A 16,826-nucleotide genomic window follows, 5' to 3' on the forward strand; every position below is an offset into this window, starting at 1 on the left:
TGGCCGGTTCCGGGCCGTTGCCCGTCGCCGGTTCTGGGATGTCGCCCGTGGCCGGTTCTGGGACGGCGTCCGGCCCCGGTTGGTCGTGGCTCGATGGCACGGTCTCCGGTCGCACCTCACTCGGCATGTGCCTGCTCCTTCAACCCGGTCGCGAGAGGGCGTGCGCGGACGAGGCGGTACGTGTGGCTTCGTCCGCGTGTGGGAGCGGTTCACCACGAGTGGGAGCGCTCCCAACGCTAACCCCGGCCGCGGGGGCCGTCAAGGACGCGATCGGGCCGCCCTCATGCCGACGCCCGGGTCACCAGATGGGTGTCCAGGATCACGACCGGCTGCTTGAGCGCCTCGCCGTTGATCCGGGCCACCAGGAGCTGCGCCATCTGCCGGCCCATCGCCTCCACCGGCTGGTGCACCGTGGTCAGCGCCGGCGAGGAGTGCGCCCCCGCCGAGGAGTCGTCGAACCCGATCACCGCCACGTCATCGGGGATCGCCCGCCCCTCCTCGCGCAGCACCCGCATGGCGCCCAGCGCCATCGGGTCGGAGGCGGTGAACACCGCGTCGATGTCGGGGTGGCTCGCCAGCAGCTCGCGCATCGCGCGCATGCCGCTCTCCTCGGAGAAGTCGCCGAACGCCACGATCTCGGGCAGGCCGGTGGCCAGCAGCGCGTCGCGGTAGCCGGCCAGGCGATCGACACCGGCGAACATGTCCTGCGGGCCGGCGATCGTGGCGATCCGGCGCCGGCCCTTGCCCAGCAGGTACTTCACCGCCTGCCTGGCGCCGGTCCTGTTGTCCATGTCGACGTAGCTGTAGGGGTCGAGCCCGACCGGACGGCCGCCGAGCACCGTCGGCACGCCCATCGCCTCCAGCCGCCCCGGCAGCGGATCGGCGCCGTGCAGCGAGATGAGCAGCACGCCATCGACGTGCTGCCCGGTGAGGTACTGCTCCAGCCGCCCGTGCTCCTCCGGCGACTGGGCCATGGCCAGTATGAGCTGGAGCCCGGTCTCGGCCAGCGCCGAGCCGATGCCCCGGATGATCCCGGCGAAGAACGGCTCGTCGAACAGGCGCTGCTGGGTCTCCGACACCACCAGGGCGATGGTGTCGGTGCGGCGCGTCACCAGTGTGCGCGCCGCCCGGTTGGGGACGTACCCCAGCTCGTCGATCGCCTGGAGGACGGCGTCACGGGCCCTCTCGCTCACCTTGGGCGAGCCGTTGATGACCCGTGACACCGTGCCGCGCCCGACGCCGGCGCGCGCGGCGACGGCCTCCAGCGTCGGACGCGCCACCGCCGCGCGCCGGTCCCCGTTCATTGACCTCGCTCCCCAATCGTCTGCGGCGCGCGCTCAAGGAGCCGCGCCTGGCACCTATTCTGCCGGAGGGCGCAGTCCACCGCGCCTGATGGTCTCGGCATACCAGAGAGCGCTGTCTTTGGGAATTCTCCGCTGGGTCTCGTAATCGACGTAGATCAGCCCGAACCGCTTGCCGTAGCCCCACGCCCACTCGAAGTTGTCCATCAGCGACCAGGCGAAGTAGCCGCGCAGCGGCACCCCCTGGGCGATGGCCTGATGGCAGATCCGCAGGTGGGCGTCGATGTACGCCTGCCGCTCGGCGTCGTGCACCGAGTCCTCGGGCGTCAGCACGTCCTCGAACGCGGCGCCGTTCTCGGAGATCACCATCGGGACGGCCGGGTACTCCCGCGCCACCCAGGTCAGGATCTCCAGCAGCCCGGCGTCGTCGATCTCCCAGCCCATCGCGGTCACCGGCCGCCCGCCGTTGACGAACGAGACGTGCTCGCTGCCGACCCAGGGCGAGCCGCTGTCGGTGGGCGCCGCGGCGGCCGAGGCGGCGCCGCCCGGTGTGCCCGAGACCGTGAACCTGCTGTAGTAGTTCACCAGCAGCATGTCCAGCGGGGCGTTGATCGTCTCCAGGTCGCCGTCCAGGATGAACGCCGAGGTGTCGGTGACCTTCGCCAGGTCCTCCAGCACGTCCTGCGGGTAGCGGCCCTTGAGCAGCGCGTCCAGGAAGAAGCGGTTCTGCAGCCCGTCGATGCGCCGGGCCGCGTCCAGGTCGGCCTCCGAGTCGGTCTGCGGCGAGATCGCGTACAGGTTCACGCACCCGCCGATCGCGCTGCTCGCCGACTGCTCCCGCATCGCCCGCGCGGCCAGGCCGTGGGCCAGGTTGAGGTGGTGCGCGGCGCGTACGGCCTGCGCCGGCTCGCGCCGCCCGGGGGCGTGCTCGCCCGAGGCGTACCCCAGGAACGCCGCGCACCACGGCTCGTTGACCGTGCTCCAGTTGGTCACCCTGTCGCACAGCGCGCCGTGCACGATCGCCGCGTAGTCGCCGAAGCGCTTCGACGTGTCGCGTGCCGGCCACCCGCCCGCCTGCTCCAGCGCGAGCGGCAGGTCCCAGTGGTAGAGCGTCACCCACGGCTCGATGCCGTGCGCGAGCAGCTCGTCCACCAGGCGCTTGTAGAAGTCCAGGCCCGCGGAGTTGATCGCGCCGGAGCCGTCGGGCTGGATCCGCGGCCAGGACAGCGAGAACCGGTACGCCGTCAGGCCGAGCTCGGCCATCAGCTTCACGTCGTCCCGGTAGCGGTGGTAGTGGTCGATGGCGACCTCGGCGTTGTCCCCGTTGAGCACCCGTCCGGGCCGGGCCACGAACTCGTCCCAGATCGAGCGCCCCCGCCCGTCGGCGGAGATCGCGCCCTCGATCTGGTAGGCCGAGGTGGCCGCGCCCCAGACGAACCCGGCCGGGAACGTGAGATCCGGGGTCTGGGTCTGAGTCTGTTGCGTGGTCACGCCTTGACTGCACCTTCCATGAGACCGCCGACGATCTGCCGGCCGAACACGATGAAGACGACGAGCAGGGGAAGGACGGACAGGGCCGTTCCGGTGAAGATCAGCGCGTAGTCCGTGGTGTGCTGGCCGGTGAGGAACGCGATCGAGGTCTGCACCGTCGGGTTGTCCGGGGTGAGCACGATCAGCGGCCACATGAACTCGTTCCAGTTCAGCATGAACGTCTGCAGCGCCAGCACCGCCATCCCCGGCCGCACCGCCGGGAGCACGACGTTCCAGTAGATGCGCATGGTCGAGGCGCCGTCCACGCGGGCCGCCTCCACCAGCTCCATCGGCACCGCCTGCTCGGTGTACTGCGTCATGAGGAACACGCCGAAGCCGTTGAGCAGGAACGGCAGGATCACCGCCTGCAGCGTGCCGGTCCACTCCAGGTTCACCATGAGCTGGTACAGCGGCACGATGCCCATCTGCTGGATCGGCACCATCATCGTCAGCAGGATCGAGCCGAGCAGCAGCTTGCGCCCGCGGAAGCGCAGCCGCGCGAACGCGAAGCCGGCCAGCGTCGAGATGGCGACGACCGACAGCGTCACGGTGGAGCTGACGATGAGGGAGTTCGTCATGCCGGTGACGAAGTGCGCGTCCTCGGTGGCGAACACCCGGGCGATGTTCTCGCCCAGGTTGCCGCCCGGAAGCAGCGGTGGCGGCACGTCCACGGCCTGCGCGGTGGTCCGCGAGGCGATGACCACCATCCAGTACAGCGGGAAGACCGACAGGAAGATGGTGAACAGCAGCGCGGCCTTGGTCAGCGGCGTCGCCGCGAACGGGTCCCTCCTGGACGGGCGCGCGTGCGCCCTGCGCTGCCGTCCGGCGTGTGCGATCGTGGTCATCGGCCGCCCCCAATGCGCCGTACGAGCGAGTAGTTGAGCAGGACGCCGATGAGGATCAGCACGAACAGCATCCACGCGACCGTGGCCGCGTAGCCGTACTCGAACTGGCGGAAGCCCTTCTCGACGATGTACATCGCCACCGTCTGGAACTGGCCGGTGCTGCCGCCGCTCATCGTGCCGTTGTTGAACAGCACAGGCTCGGCGAACAGGGTCAGGCCGCCGATGGTGGAGACGAAGACGGTGAAGATGATCACCGGGCGCAGCATCGGCACGGTGATCTGCCAGAACTGGCGGCGCGGGGTCGCGCCGTCGATGGACGCCGCCTCGTACAGGTCCTTGGGAATGGTCTGCATCGCGGCCAGGTAGATGATCGCGTTGTAGCCGGTCCAGCGCCAGTCCACCATCGTCGCGATGGCGAGCCAGGAGGACCACTTCTCGTTCTGCCAGGCGATGTTGTCCACCCCGAAGAAGCCCAGCACCCAGTTGATCATCCCGTAGTCGCGGCCGTAGAGCTGGGTGAACACCACCGCCACCGCGACGACCGAGGTCACCAGGGGGATCAGCACCCCCAGGCGGAAGAACAACCGGCCCCGGATGCGCTTGTTCAGCGCGTTGGCGAGCAGCAGGGCCAGGATGAGCTGGGGGATCGTGGACAGGATGAAGATGCCCACCGTGTTGACGACCGCGTTCCAGAAGTCCGCGTCGCCCATGAGCTTGACGTAGTTGTCCAGGCCGGTGAACCGCGCCTCGCCCGCCAGCTCGTACTTCTGGAACGAGGTCCACAGCGTGAAGGCCAGCGGGAAGAACCCGAAGACGGCGAAGAGCAGGAAGTACGGAGAGATCAGAACGTAGGGGGTCACCCGGAGGTCGAACCGGGCGAGCAGCCCGCTGCCCGGAGGTTTCCTCCCGGCGTGTCGCGAGCCGCGTGGGGGCGTTGGAGCCCGGCGCACGCGGCCCGTGTCGACGTTGAGGCTCATCGAAGGCTTACCTTTCGGCGATCAGAGCGGCCGGCCGTCGCCCGTGGCGCGCGCCGGACCGCTCGGCGAGTTGGCCACCGGCCCGCCGCGCTGCGGCGGCGGGCCGGTGGCGGGAGGGTCAGCCCTCCGCGACCTTCTTGGCCTCGCTGATGAAACGCTGCCAGGCCTGGTCCACCGGGATCGAGCCGTCGTCCATGCCCAGGATCACGTTCTCGACCTCGGCCTTGGTCTGCGAGTGCTTCTCACCGAGGTAGATCGGCGGCAGCGACTTCACGGACGGGCCGAAGATCTTGCCGATCGGCGCGTTGCTGAACCACTCGTTGACCGCGTTCTGCAGCTCGGGGCTGTCCTGCGCCGGGATGGTGCTGGGCAGGTTGCCGCCCTCCTTGAAGGCCATGAGCTGCGCCTCAGGGCTGGTCAGGTAGTTGAGCAGCTCCGCGGCCTCCTTGGGGTGCTTGGTCTGCTTGGGCACCGCCAGCCAGGAACCGCCCCAGTTGCCGCTGCCGCCCGGGACCGTGGCGACGTCCCACTGCCCCTTGCCCGCGTCGGCGTTCTTGCCGTCCTCGGTCACGGTGCCCTGCACGACGCCGAGCATCCAGCCCGGGCAGCCGACCGTGGCGAAGGCGCCCTTGCGCATGCCGGCCAGCCACGGGTCCTGGAAGTTGCGGAGCTTGGCGGAGATCCCGGCCTGCTTCACCTTCACGGCGAAGTCGAAGGCCGCCTTAACGGCCGGGTTGGTCTCGACCGCGAGCTGGTTGTCCTTGGTGTAGTAGGAGATGTTGCCGTTCTTGGCGGCCTCCTGCGACAGCACCACGTTGAACCAGGTGTTCAGGCCGTCCACGAACTTGACGTCCGTGACCTTCTCCTGGAACTTCTGCCCGGTGGCGATGAAGTCGTCCCAGGTCGGCCAGAGCTTGGCGACCTCCTCGCGGTCGGTCGGCAGACCGGCCTTCTCGAACAGGTCCTTGCGGTAGCACACGCTCATGCCGCCGACGTCGGTGCCCAGGGCGAACAGCTTGCCCTCGGCGTTGATGCCGTTCTCCCACTTCCAGGCCGGGAAGTCGTTCTGCCGGTTCAGCAGACCGTACTGGCTGAGGTCGGTGAAGAACTGCGGCCGGGCCTTGGCCAGGCCCATGCCGCCCTCGTCGATGCCGATGACGTCACCCGCGCCCTTGCCGGCCTGCAGCCAGTTGAGCATCTGCGGCCAGTAGGTGTTCTCGAAGTCCGGAGTCAGGTTGTTGTACTTCACCTGGATGTTCGGGTGCTCGGCGTTCCACTTCTCCACCGCGGCCTTGTAGCCGAAGTTGGTCCCGCCGCCGAACGTCTGCAGGGTAAGCGTGATCTTCTCGGCCGGCGCGGAGGACGACCCGCCGCCCGCCGTCTCCTCACCGCCGCCTCCGCAGGCCGCCGTCATGCCGAGTGTGGTCGCCATAACCACGGCAGCCGCGGCAAGCCTGCCCCGCCGCTTGTTGATCATCATTCCGGACCCCTCTCAGGTGGTCACCGAATCAGTGGGAGGTGGCATCGCCCGCCGGTCCCCGACAGTCACGGCCCGCGATGCAGCATCTTCACGTGGAACCCCGATGCTTGGGAGCGCTCCCACGAAGATTGGCCGATGGGCAACGCCGCCGTCAATATGCCGAAACCTAACTGTTACTCCGGGGAAGACTGGGCAGGACAAAGGCCCTGGACCAGTACGAACGCCCCATACATCACGCTGGGAGCGCTCCCAACAAATCCCGACAATTCCCTCGGTCGGGCACGTTCCACACCGCAGATCGTCCGCCCCGAACCCACCCTCCCCACCCCTCCCACCACCGGCCCCGTGCCCCGCCACCGGCACGATGGTGACGCGCACCGCGCCGCGGCGGGGGGACCCGGTCCTGGTCCGGCCGCGGCCCTGCTCGTGGTGCGAGAGCGTCCGCGCCGTGGAGGTGTCACGGGCGGACCGCGCCCGTGGCGGGAGGACCCGGTCCTGGTCCGGTCGCGGCCGCGCTCGTGGTGCGAGAGCGTCCGCGCCGAGGGGGCCGGTGGCGTCAGGTCGCCCTGGCGCTGCCCGGCCAGGGCGGCCACCTCGGCGTTGGTGCGCGCCATCAGCGCCAGGCACGCTGTGGGGATGGACGGGTACTGCGTGAGTGGCACCCCCAGCCCTTCCCCGGAACAGCAGGTATGCCGGCACCGGCCGGGCCAGGCGCCCGCACCGGCGTTCAGCACGGAGCCGCACAGCCGGTTTGGATCCGTCTCGCCGGGGTCCAGCGTCACGGCCAGTGGCCGTGTGGCATGGTCGGACGATGCTGGTGGCGTTGTACGGGCGGAGATGCTCGGCGGCCTGGCGGGCGTCCTCGGCGGCCTGGGGGCGAGGGTGAGGGCCGCCACCGCGCCGGCACAGGCGAGGGTCATCCCTGAGCCCGGCGGTTCCTGGTGCCATGGGGACGGCCCGCGAGGCGGAGGCTGGAGGTCTCCTCCTCCGCGTGGGCACGGCCGTCCCGGAGGAAATCGAGGAGGAAGCGGAGCTCGGCGTCGGAGTACCGGTCCACCTGGTCCCGCAAGATCGTCGTCTTCCGCTCCAAGCAGGCGCGCGAGCCACCGCGCCGACGACAGGAGGTTCCCGGCGAGGCTGCCGGCGCCCATGGCGGTGAGCACGAGCCCGTAGGCGGCGGGGCCGGCGTGCAGGCGGCTGGTGAGCCAGAGGCCCCCCGGCCCCGTCGTGTCCACGAGCCCGAGGTCCTGGAGGTCGTCCGCGCGATGGACGAGGTGAAGACGCCGACCGCTACGACGCCTTCACAGCCACCTTGGCTCCCCGGGACGACGGCAAGGCGGCCAGACGCGTGGTGGGCCACATCTTCGGCTGGAAGCGAGGGACCGGACGTTCCGGCCCCTCGCCTGTGCTGCCGTCAGCGCGCACCCCTCAGCAGGTCCTGCCGCTGCGGCGAACGCGAAGAACCGTCCCGCACGGGCCGGGACGAGCCGAGCCGGTCCGGGCGACGGCTCACAAGCCGTGTACCCGTCGCGTCGGCTGCCGTACCGGATGTGGCCGTGCCCGCTCCGACCGTGCCCGCTCCGACCGTGCCCGCCTCGGCCGCGTTCAGCTGAGCCGCGTTCGCCGAAGCCGTGAAGTCACCCGGACATCCGGGCACCGGGCTGGTGCCCGCGCAGTTGTCCGGCTCGTTGTCCACGACACGGGTGTTGACGAGGTTGACCGAGCTCTCGTTCCAGATGCCACCGCCCCTGTCGGCGTTGTTACCGGCGACCAGGCTGTCGCGCAGCTCCGCGTCCGAGGGACCGCCGGTCGGGAAGATGAGGTTGGCCAGGCCGCCACCGTCGCGCGTGGCGACATTGTGGACGATCTTGGTTTTCCTCGTCTGCAGGGTCCCGCTGGCATTGGTGACGCCGCCACCGTTGGCGGCCCGGTTGCCGGCGACGGTGCTGTGGATCAGTACGACGGTGCCGCCCAGGTTGCTGATACCACCGCCGTCAGCCGTGGTCGTGTTGTCGGCGATCAGACTGCCGACGACGCTCACGGTCCCGCCCACGGAGCCGATGCCGCCGCCCCCGACGCCCACGACGCGGCTCGCCGGAGTGGATCGGTTGCCCTTGACGATGCTGCTGTAGAGCTGGGTCAGCGATCCACTCTCGGCGCTGATGCCGCCTCCGGAGTCTGCCCGGTTGCCGGTGACCTCGCTGTACTTCAGGATGAGCGTGCCGGCGTTGGCGATGCCCCCGCCCGCGCCGTCGGGACCACTGCGCGGCGATCCTCCGCTGACGGTCACCCCCACCAGGGTCAGAGAGGCGTTCTGGCGCACGCTGAAGATACCGAACCGGGGCGCGTCGGCCCTACGGGTGATGATGGAGCCCTTACCGGAGATGAGGATCCTGCCGGTGATGGTCAGCGCCCGGTTTCCTCCTGCCGGGGAGGGCGTATCGAAGACGTAGGCGCAACCCGCGGCCAGTTCGATGATGCCCGATCCCGCTCCCTGGGGGCCCTGCGCGGTCTCGATCGCCCGGCGCAGGCCCTGGGCCCCGCCGTTGGCTCCGGTGCAGGGTACGAACGTCGTGGTCTCGGCGTGTGCCGCCGTCGGTGTCGCCGCCAAAGCGGCTGCCGCCATTACGCCTCCCAGGCCATAGGCAAGCAGAGTATATGAACGCATGAGATTCTCCCGAAAATGGGGACATGGACTGGCCCCGTGCGCTGGTATCTTGCCGCGGACGCGGAAGGGCTAAACAATGGGCGAATCACGCTGATTTCAGAACATGGAGCATATAAGTCGGACTTATCGGCAAAGTAGAGTTGACCTGGCATAAGCTTCAAAAGGGAAAATTGCCGCGAACGGTGGCCCGATGACGCGAGACCCGGTGGGAGGGCGGCATCGAGCGGCGGGCTGCGGCGGGCGCCGGCGGGCTGCTGTGCCGGGGCCGACTCACCCTGGCCGTCATTTCGGTCTTCGCCCGCAGCCGCACCCGCCGCCACCAGGCCCTTGCCGCCCTCACCCTGCTGCCGCGGCAAGCCCGCGCTGCGCTACCTTGAGGCCCTGGGAGAGGATGAAGCGCAGCGGCGCGGCGCGGAGACGATCGGCCTGCTGGACGTGGACTGGGGCACCTCACGACACCTCACGACAACTCGTGCCGCGGCCCGGCACGGCCAGTACGACCACGCGGTGGACCAGCCATTCCAGCGGTCCGCGTTGAATCCAGTGCCGCCATACGACCGAGAACACCATCGCGAACCCGACGAACACCGCGAAGAGCAGGAACGAGTACGGCGAGTCGTCGATCGCCCGCAAAGCAAGCAGATGCCCCGCGTACCAGGTCAGCGCATGCGAGCCGGTAGCGGCCAGAGGCCACAACGCACGCCGCCACACGGGGCGCTCCATCAGCGTCACCACGCCGCCGATCAGCGCGATCCCCACCCCTGCCGTCAGCACCAGCGTCGGGACGCTGAGCGAGAACGTCATGCGCGGCGGCATCGCCAGCAGGCTCTCCCAGGGGAACACCAGATGCCCGCCGGCCTCCAGCGTGGCCCGCGCCCCCGCGTCGAAACGATCCAGCACCGCGGACACCCCCGCCACCATCGCGACCGAGGATACGGTCCAGGAGACGGCGGCGACGAGCACGCCCGTCACCAGCATGCGCAGGCGCACCGCCCGACTGTGCAGATCCAGCCGCCCGACGGCGAACGAGACGCCCGCCAGGAGCACGAACAGGCTCATCGAACGGCTCCTGAGAGCATCGTCGAGCAGGCTCGGCGCCATGGGCCGCGACTCGGCCGTGCCGCCGGGCAGCCATGAGGCCGGAACCACGTGAACGTAGATCATGCCGATGACGGCCAGCGCCCGTACGACGTCGATGCCCGGCAACCGTCTTCGCGAGGGCCGGGCGCGAAGCGTCGCGGGCCCCGCCGGAGTTCGAATGGGGTGGTTCATTCAAGGCGAACCTCCAGAGGTATTCTTTGAATTGACACGGGAACCCGCGATGCCGCTGGAATTGACCCGTTCCCGTGCCGCGTGGCCGCCATCGTAAAGGCGGCGGCAATCGACCTGTCTTCGCTTTCCCATAGGCCGTCCGGCGGTATTCCATCGGTTCTGTAACAGTGCGCGGCAGGTATTATCGGCGCAATGTCGCTGAGAGAACGCCGCGCCGCCGTGGCCGCGGCGGTCGCGGGCGTCGTGCTGACCGCGCTCACGGCGGCCGGGTGCGGGATCGATCCGGAGGTACGTGTCGAGTCCCCGGCCGGGAAGGGCACCGAGACGCCCGCGGGCGCGCGGATGGCCGTCAGCCGCCCCTCCGAGATCGACGGCATGCCGGTGCTGCGTGACGACCCACGCGTGAGCAGGGAGGTGATCTCGGCGATCCCGCGGTGCCAAGCAGGCCGGTTCCCGGTGGTCACCAGGGAGATCTCGCTGCGTGGCGAAGCCGGAGCCGTGCGCCTGCTGAGCGTGACCATCTACTCCTGTCCGGGCCGTAGCTGCGGATATGAGGGCACGCGCGGCACCTACGTCTACCAGCTCACCAAGAGCGGGCCTGGCGAGCGGGTCTACGCCCACGAGGGCGTGGGCAGCCGGGTGGAGGTCCGTGACGGAGCCCTGGTCCTGGTACGGCCGGACTACCGGCCCGGTGACGCCGCCTCCTGCCCGACCGCCACACGGTCGGCGCCGCTGCGCTGGACCGGCCACGCACTCGTCCTGGCCGGCGAGTGACACCCCGCGAGACAACCCAGAGGACACATTCATGGAAGCGGCCACGAGTCCGCACGTGCTGTTCGTCGAGGACGACGAGGTGATCCGGGAGGTGACCCGGCTGGCCCTGGAACGCGACGGATTCGAGGTCACCACCGCCGCCGACGGACCGGCCGGGCTGGAGGCGTTCCTCGCCCGCCCGCCCGACGTGGCACTGCTGGATGTGATGCTGCCCGGGATGAACGGCGTGAGCCTGTGCCGCCGCATCCGCTCCGAGAGCCTCATCCCAGTGATCATGTTGTCGGCCCGGGACGACGCCGTCGACGTGGTCGTCGGCCTGGAGGCCGGCGCCGACGACTACGTGACCAAGCCGTTCGACGGCTCGGTGCTGCTGGCCCGCCTCCGCGCCGTGCTGCGCCGCAGCACACGGCACGGCGCCGCGCCCGGCCCGCGCACGCTGCGCTTCGGCGATGTGGAGATCGACGTCGATGGCGTCGAGGTGTCGCGTGGTGGCAGGCCGGTGGCCCTGACCCCGACCGAGATGCGACTGCTGCTGCACTTCGCCGAATCGCCTGGCACGGTCCTGAGCAGGGACATGCTGCTGGAGAGCGTGTGGGGCTACGCCTCCGGCGGCGATTCGCGGGTCGCCTGCGCTGGAAGATCAGCGTCTCGGTCGCCGCGGTGAGCGTCCTGGTGGCGACGGCGCTGAGCATCATCGTGCATTTCGCCTACGCCCGCGGGCAGGCCGACGACGCCCATCGCCTGCAGGCCGAACGCATCCAGCTCCTGCTGCGCGAGTACCACCGCGGCGGCCAGGCGGCCTTCGGCAGCAGGCTGGACGGACCCGGCCCTGCCGGCAGACCTGCGTGCGAGGGCGAGCGACGGCGCCGTCGCCACCGCGATACGCCAGAGCGCCGAGGGCACCTTCGTCTGGGCGGCGGCCGGCGCCGGCGGCCACATCCTGTCGCTGCGCTCGGACTACCAGCGCCGGCTCGACGAGCCGGCCGCACTGGACCGGGTCCTGTCACTGGGCTCGGCCGTGGTCGTCACCGCGGGCGCCCTGGCCGGGATCGCCGTGGGCGCGCGCCTGTCACGCAGGCTGCGCAGGGCCGCGTCCGCCGCCGCCCGGGTCGCCGCCGGCGATCACACGGTCAAGGTCAGCGAGGCGATCGGCGGCCGCCCCTACGACGAGGCCGCCGACCTCGCCCACGCCGTCGACGCGATGGCCGGCGCCTTGCAGGCCCGCCTGGAGGCCGAGCGCCGGGTCACCGCCGACATCGCCCACGAACTGCGCACACCGCTCACCGGGCTCACCACAGCGGCCGAACTACTGCCACCGGGCCGGATGACCGACCTCGTACGCGGACGGGTCCAGACACTCCGCGGCCTGATCGAGGACGTCCTGGAGGTGGCCCGCCTGGACACCGCCACCGAACGCCCCGACCTGACCGACATCGCCCTCGGCCCGTTCATCACACGCAGGGTCACCACATACGCCCCCGGCGCGCAGGTCCGGCCGCGGCAGATGGCCGGCCGATCGCCGGGGGAGCGGCGGCACCCCGGGCGCACACCACACGGAGGCGGCGCGTTCGGTCTGTGCGCCCGTCGCGTGGCCCTGACCGGTGCGGGCGTGCGGGGCACTGTGCGGCGGGCCGCGTGTGCCTCGCGCCACGGCGGGGGTGCTAGTGGGGGGTCAGGGCGGGGAAGGAGACGCCGGTCAGGTCGGCGGAGACCTGCCAGAGGCGGCGGGCGGCTTCGGGGTCGTAGGCGCGGGGGGAGGGTTGGAGGGGGCGCAGGCCGGGGCCGATGAAGTCGCCGCCGTGGGCGTCGGGGGAGGTGGCGGCGTAGAGGGAGGTGAGGGCGCCCACCTCGGTGGGTTGGGCGATCAGGCGGAGGAGGGCGGCGAGGGGGCGGGTGAGGGGGCCCACTCTGGCGATGTTGGTGGCGGTGAAGCCGGGGTGGGTGGCCAGGCTGCGCAGGTCGGCGCCGGCGGCTTCGGCGCGGCGGTTCAGTTCCAGGGCGAACATGAGGTTGGCCAGCTTCGAGCGGGCGTAGGCCCTCGTCGCCGCGTACGAGCGTTCCATGCCGAGGTCGTCGAAGTCGATGCGCCCGGCGGCGTGCTGGTCGCTGGAGACCGTGACCACCCGCGCCCCCGGATGGGCGAGCAGGCGCGGGAGCAGCAGGCCGGTGAGGGCGAAGTGGCCGAGGTGGTTGACGCCGAACAGCAGCTCGAAGCCGTCGGCGGTGGTGCGGCGGCGGGCGCTGACGGCGATGCCGGCGTTGTTGACCAGGATGCCGAGCGGCCGGGTGACCGAGTCGGCGAACTCGCGTACCGAGCCCAGGTCGGCGAGGTCGAGCCGGCCGTACTCGACCTCGGCGCCCGGGACCCGTTCGCGCACTTCGCGGACGGCGGCCCGGCCCTTGGCGGGGTCGCGGGCCGCCATCACGACACTGGCCCCGTGCCGGGTCAGTTCCAGCGCGGTCGGCACGCCGAGGCCGCTGTTGGCGCCGGTGACGACGGCGTGCGTGCCGGTCAGGTCGGGGATGTCGCGGGCGGTCCAGGACGCCATGAACGCTCCAGTACGACGAGGGGGTCCGTCGTACCCGACGCTACATCGCGGTGCCCTGCCGCACGCGGCGCGCGGGGATCAGCCGGCGTACTGGGGGTAACCGTAGCCGACGACCTGGGACTTCGGACGGGTGCGGACCTCGACCCTGCCGTTCCCGGTGTTGCCCTCGACGGTCTTGATGGTGCCGTCGCCGTTGTCGCGCACCACGAAGCCGACGTGGTCGATGGCGTCCAGGTTCTTGGCGCCCTCCCAGGCGAAGAACACCACGGCGCCGGGCCGGGGGTCGGAGCCCCACCGCTGGTTCGCGGCGAACCACTTGGCGTATGTCACCGTGTACGCGTCCCACCCGACGGTGGGGCGCACGCCCAGGGTCTCACCGACCCAGGAGACGAACATCGCACACCACGGGGCGTTGGCGTAGCCTGCGATGGAGCCGCCGTCGCGGGCGACGGTCTCGCGGGCCCGCTGTGAGGACATGTACCACTGGTGGAACTTCGTGCCGCCGCCCAGGCTGTTCTCGCTGATGCCCACCTGCTTGAGCGCGAGGTCGAGCACGTCCTGGGCCTTGACACCGGCCTTGATCCCCTGCGGGGCGGCCTGCTTGTCGATCGGCGTGTCCACCGCGTACGCGGGGGCGGCGCCTGCGATGGCGCCCGCGCACACCGCTGTCACCAGGGCGGGGGCGAGCGCCGGAGTCCTCAGCTTGCGAGCGATCCGGTGGAGGGACATAGGGGGATCTCCTTCTTCCATGCCGCCTACCGGGTTAGCTGACGGGTTCGGGCCTGGAAGGCGCCCTACGACGGGCCATCCCGTTTCGGGGACTGCCCGCCGATTCACCCCAAGGGAAACTGGGTCCCCGGCTCCGCTTGCGCGGACTCGGCGGCCGCACTCCGTTGCGGGGCGGGCTCAGGGGGGAGCCCGGTCCCCGCGCGGGCGCGCGGTGCTTGCAATGGCACGGCATCCGGACATACCCGACAATCGGGCATGAAGTATGCCTTGAGTTCGGAAAAAGTAATACACAGGGATATGTCAGGGCAAGTCAGGCAACGGATGGATCACGATTCCGCTCGTATCCCGCAGTTCACTCACGGTTCCCGGGCACTTAAGGAACCGCCCGTAGCCTGGTCGGGTCGTGAACGGGTCAACACCCGGCGTGGAGGAAGACGGTCGGCGGCGCCACGCGCGGGAGCAGGGGTCGGCCGTGGCCTGGGTGGAGTCCCCGCTGCAGATGCTCTGCGCGGTGGAAGCCCACCATGCGGGCCTGCTCGGCGAGCACACCAGCATCGTCCCCCGGGCCAAGCTGCCCGCCCTGGCCGCCACCCGGCGCGAGCTCAAGCGACTCGCCCTGCCGCCCGGAGCCACGCTGGCCCAGCCGGAGAAGGAGATGCGCCGCCCCGGCCGCCACGCGACCTGGGTCGTCGGCGACGCCTTCTCCGGTAAGGTGCAGTTGAGCTGGCTGACCGCGTTCCCCCGCCGTGTCGTCATCGTGGATGACGGCCTGGCCACCATCAGGCTGCTCGAACTCCTCGGCGGCGCGCCCTGGAAGCCGCTGCTGCGCGCCCGCGTCCGCGCCGGGGTCCCGCGCGCGACGCTCGGCCTGGCCGCCGGGCTCCGCCTGCGCACCGCCGCCCGCGCCGGCCGGCTGTCGATCTTCACCGCGCTGCCCGTCTCCGACGAGCTGGCCGCCGCCGTACGCCGCACCGGCGCCGAGCTGGTGCTGCACGACTTCGCCTGGCTGCGCGGCCAGCCCCTGGGCGAGCCCCGGCCCGGCGAGCGCACCATCGTGCTCGGCACCTCCCTGGTGCGCAACGGGCTGATCCACCGCGAGAGCTACTTCGACTGGCTGGCCGGGCTCGGCGCCGACGGCCCGGTCGCGTACTTCCCGCACCGCCGCGAGGACCCGGGCGACCTCGACCGCGTACGGCGGCAGCCCGGCATCAACGTCTACGACGGCGGCGCGCCCGCCGAGATCACCCTGCGCGGCCTGTCCTCCGACCAGCGCGTCCTCAGCCTGCCCTCCACCGCCGTCACCTCCCTGCGCGTGCTGCTCACGCCGCGCGGTGTGCCCGTCGACGCCGTCGAGGTCCCCGACGACTGGTGGACCGCGGACGCCGGGCCGTCCCTGCGCTCACACCTGCAAATGTTCGCTCATGATCAAACGGGAGTGCCTCGGTGAAGGTGCTGGCGGTGGCCGACTCTGACTCGTATCTCAAGTGGGCCGCGTGCCTGCTCGACGGCCTTCCCCCGGGGACGCAGACCGAGCTGGCGGTGATCAGGACGCCCATCGCGCCCTCCGCCGGCCAGATCGAGGCCGCCGTGTCGGGCACCGGCGCGCGCGAGCTGCCGCCCGTGCTGTCCGCGCGCCGCCTGCGCTCGGTCGCCGAGCGGTTCCGCGCCGACGCGGTGCTGCTCGCCTGCACCGGCCCGGTCGTGGACGTCCTGGCCTCCGAGACCCTGCACGGCCTCAAGCCCCGCCCGGTGTTCCTGTCCGGCCTGCCCGGTATCTCCGTGCCCGCCACCGAGAAGGCGTGGCTGTTCCGCAGCGGCTGCGACCTGTTCGTGGTGCACAGCGGGCGCGAGGTCGAGGAGTTCTCCCGCATCGCCAAGGAGCTCGGCGGCGGGGGCGGCGTCGGCCTGGCCCGGCTCCCGTTCCTGCGCGACGGCGCCGCGCCCGCGGTCCCCGGCCCGCGCGACCGCGTGGTCTTCGCCACCCAGGCCAAGGTGCCCAAGCGGCGCGAGGAGCGCGAGAGCATCCTGCTCGCCCTCACCCGCCTGGCCGTCGCCCGCCCCGACCTCGACGTGGTGGTCAAGCTGCGCGCCCGCGACACCGAGCGCCAGACCCACAACGAGCGCCACCACTACGAGCGGCTGTGGAACTCCATGGTCGCCCAGGACCGCCTGCCCGCCGGCGCCCTCCGCTTCGAGACCGGCGCCATGCACGAGCACCTGGCCCGCGCCACCGGCTTCGTCACGGTCAGCTCCACCGCCGCCCTGGAGGCCATCGCGGGCGGGGTCCCGCTCCTGGTGCTGTCCGACTTCGGCGTCAGCGCCGAGATGATCAACCTGGTCTTCGAGGGCAGCGGTGTCCTGGGCACCCTGGACGAGCTGGCCGCCGGGGTCTTCCGCCACCCCGACCCGGCCTGGTGCCGCGCCAACTACTTCCACGACCCGTCCGAGGCCGACTGGACCCACCGCCTGTCCGCGCTGGTGGACGACGCCCGCGCCGGCCGTCTGATCCCCGCCCGCTCGCTCCTCGACGGCCGCCAGCACGCCGCCGCCCGCCGCCGCGCCCGCCTCCGCGTGGAGATCCCGCCGAACATGCTCCGGGTCGGCTACCGGGCCAAGCGCAAGATGCGCAACTACCTTAAGGCGCTCACCTGAGGAAGGCGAAGCGCGACGGCCGGCACCGTGTGCCGGCCGTCGCGCTTTT

At 71.1% G+C, this 16,826-nt stretch carries 13 protein-coding genes, 1 pseudogene and 1 riboswitch; of the genes and pseudogenes, 5 read left to right on the top strand and 9 right to left on the bottom strand.

Annotated features, from left to right (window positions below):
- Positions 1-281: 281 nt before the first annotated feature.
- The 7 genes from HNP84_RS08540 to HNP84_RS08570 form a co-directional block, all read right to left on the bottom strand.
- On the bottom strand, positions 282-1,304 hold the full coding sequence (locus tag HNP84_RS08540) for a LacI family DNA-binding transcriptional regulator (protein ID WP_185048824.1): 1,023 nt from the start codon (positions 1,302-1,304) through the stop codon (positions 282-284).
- 54 nt (positions 1,305-1,358) lie between these two features.
- A complete protein-coding gene (locus HNP84_RS08545) occupies positions 1,359-2,792 on the bottom strand; it encodes a GH1 family beta-glucosidase (RefSeq protein WP_185048825.1) in 1,434 nt (477 codons plus the stop codon).
- Positions 2,789-3,676, bottom strand: coding sequence for a carbohydrate ABC transporter permease (locus HNP84_RS08550; RefSeq protein WP_185048826.1), 888 nt, complete (start codon positions 3,674-3,676; stop codon positions 2,789-2,791). Before HNP84_RS08550 ends, HNP84_RS08545 begins: the two co-directional genes overlap by 4 nt.
- Entirely contained in the window at positions 3,673-4,653 is a 981-nt protein-coding gene (locus HNP84_RS08555; protein ID WP_185048827.1) for a carbohydrate ABC transporter permease, read from the bottom strand. Before HNP84_RS08555 ends, HNP84_RS08550 begins: the two co-directional genes overlap by 4 nt.
- A 118-nt stretch (positions 4,654-4,771) precedes the next feature.
- Positions 4,772-6,067: an ABC transporter substrate-binding protein gene (locus HNP84_RS08560; RefSeq protein ID WP_246517921.1), complete on the bottom strand. Its 1,296-nt coding sequence runs from the start codon at positions 6,065-6,067 to the stop codon at positions 4,772-4,774.
- 1,480 nt (positions 6,068-7,547) lie between these two features.
- Positions 7,548-8,759 (bottom strand): hypothetical protein, encoded by a 1,212-nt coding sequence (locus HNP84_RS08565; protein ID WP_185048829.1) that lies wholly within the window; start codon positions 8,757-8,759, stop codon positions 7,548-7,550.
- Positions 8,760-9,251: 492 nt separating this feature from the next.
- Positions 9,252-10,073 carry a DUF418 domain-containing protein gene (locus tag HNP84_RS08570; RefSeq protein ID WP_281396057.1) on the bottom strand — a complete coding sequence of 274 codons (822 nt, stop codon included), beginning with the start codon at positions 10,071-10,073 and terminating at the stop codon, positions 9,252-9,254.
- Between the two features lie 192 nt (positions 10,074-10,265).
- Here HNP84_RS08570 and HNP84_RS08575 point away from each other — a divergent pair, with 192 nt between their 5' ends.
- The 3 genes and pseudogenes from HNP84_RS08575 to HNP84_RS56680 form a co-directional block, all read left to right on the top strand.
- Positions 10,266-10,847 carry a hypothetical protein gene (locus HNP84_RS08575; protein WP_185048831.1) on the top strand — a complete coding sequence of 194 codons (582 nt, stop codon included), beginning with the start codon at positions 10,266-10,268 and terminating at the stop codon, positions 10,845-10,847.
- A 31-nt stretch (positions 10,848-10,878) separates the two neighbouring features.
- On the top strand, positions 10,879-11,511 hold the full coding sequence (locus HNP84_RS08580; protein ID WP_185048832.1) for a response regulator: 633 nt from the start codon (positions 10,879-10,881) through the stop codon (positions 11,509-11,511).
- 390 nt (positions 11,512-11,901) lie between these two features.
- Positions 11,902-12,192: pseudogene (locus HNP84_RS56680) on the top strand (histidine kinase dimerization/phospho-acceptor domain-containing protein); the annotation flags it as partial.
- Between the two features lie 316 nt (positions 12,193-12,508).
- On the opposite strand, the gene HNP84_RS52690 reads toward HNP84_RS56680, so the two are convergent.
- Both HNP84_RS52690 and HNP84_RS08595 read right to left on the bottom strand, forming a co-directional pair.
- Positions 12,509-13,396: an oxidoreductase gene (locus HNP84_RS52690; RefSeq protein ID WP_185048833.1), complete on the bottom strand. Its 888-nt coding sequence runs from the start codon at positions 13,394-13,396 to the stop codon at positions 12,509-12,511.
- A gap of 78 nt (positions 13,397-13,474) precedes the next feature.
- A complete protein-coding gene (locus HNP84_RS08595) occupies positions 13,475-14,125 on the bottom strand; it encodes a CHAP domain-containing protein (RefSeq protein ID WP_185048834.1) in 651 nt (216 codons plus the stop codon).
- Between the two features lie 9 nt (positions 14,126-14,134).
- Positions 14,135-14,288, bottom strand: a riboswitch (cyclic di-AMP (ydaO/yuaA leader).
- A 240-nt stretch (positions 14,289-14,528) separates the two neighbouring features.
- On the opposite strand from HNP84_RS08595, the gene HNP84_RS08600 reads away from it, so the two are divergent.
- Both HNP84_RS08600 and HNP84_RS08605 read left to right on the top strand, forming a co-directional pair.
- Positions 14,529-15,572: a hypothetical protein gene (locus tag HNP84_RS08600; RefSeq protein ID WP_185048835.1), complete on the top strand. Its 1,044-nt coding sequence runs from the start codon at positions 14,529-14,531 to the stop codon at positions 15,570-15,572.
- An 11-nt stretch (positions 15,573-15,583) separates the two neighbouring features.
- Entirely contained in the window at positions 15,584-16,777 is a 1,194-nt protein-coding gene (locus HNP84_RS08605; RefSeq protein WP_312924149.1) for a DUF6716 putative glycosyltransferase, read from the top strand.
- Positions 16,778-16,826: the final 49 nt, after the last annotated feature.

The organism is Thermocatellispora tengchongensis, from assembly GCF_014202315.1.
GTDB lineage: Bacteria > Actinomycetota > Actinomycetes > Streptosporangiales > Streptosporangiaceae > Thermocatellispora > Thermocatellispora tengchongensis.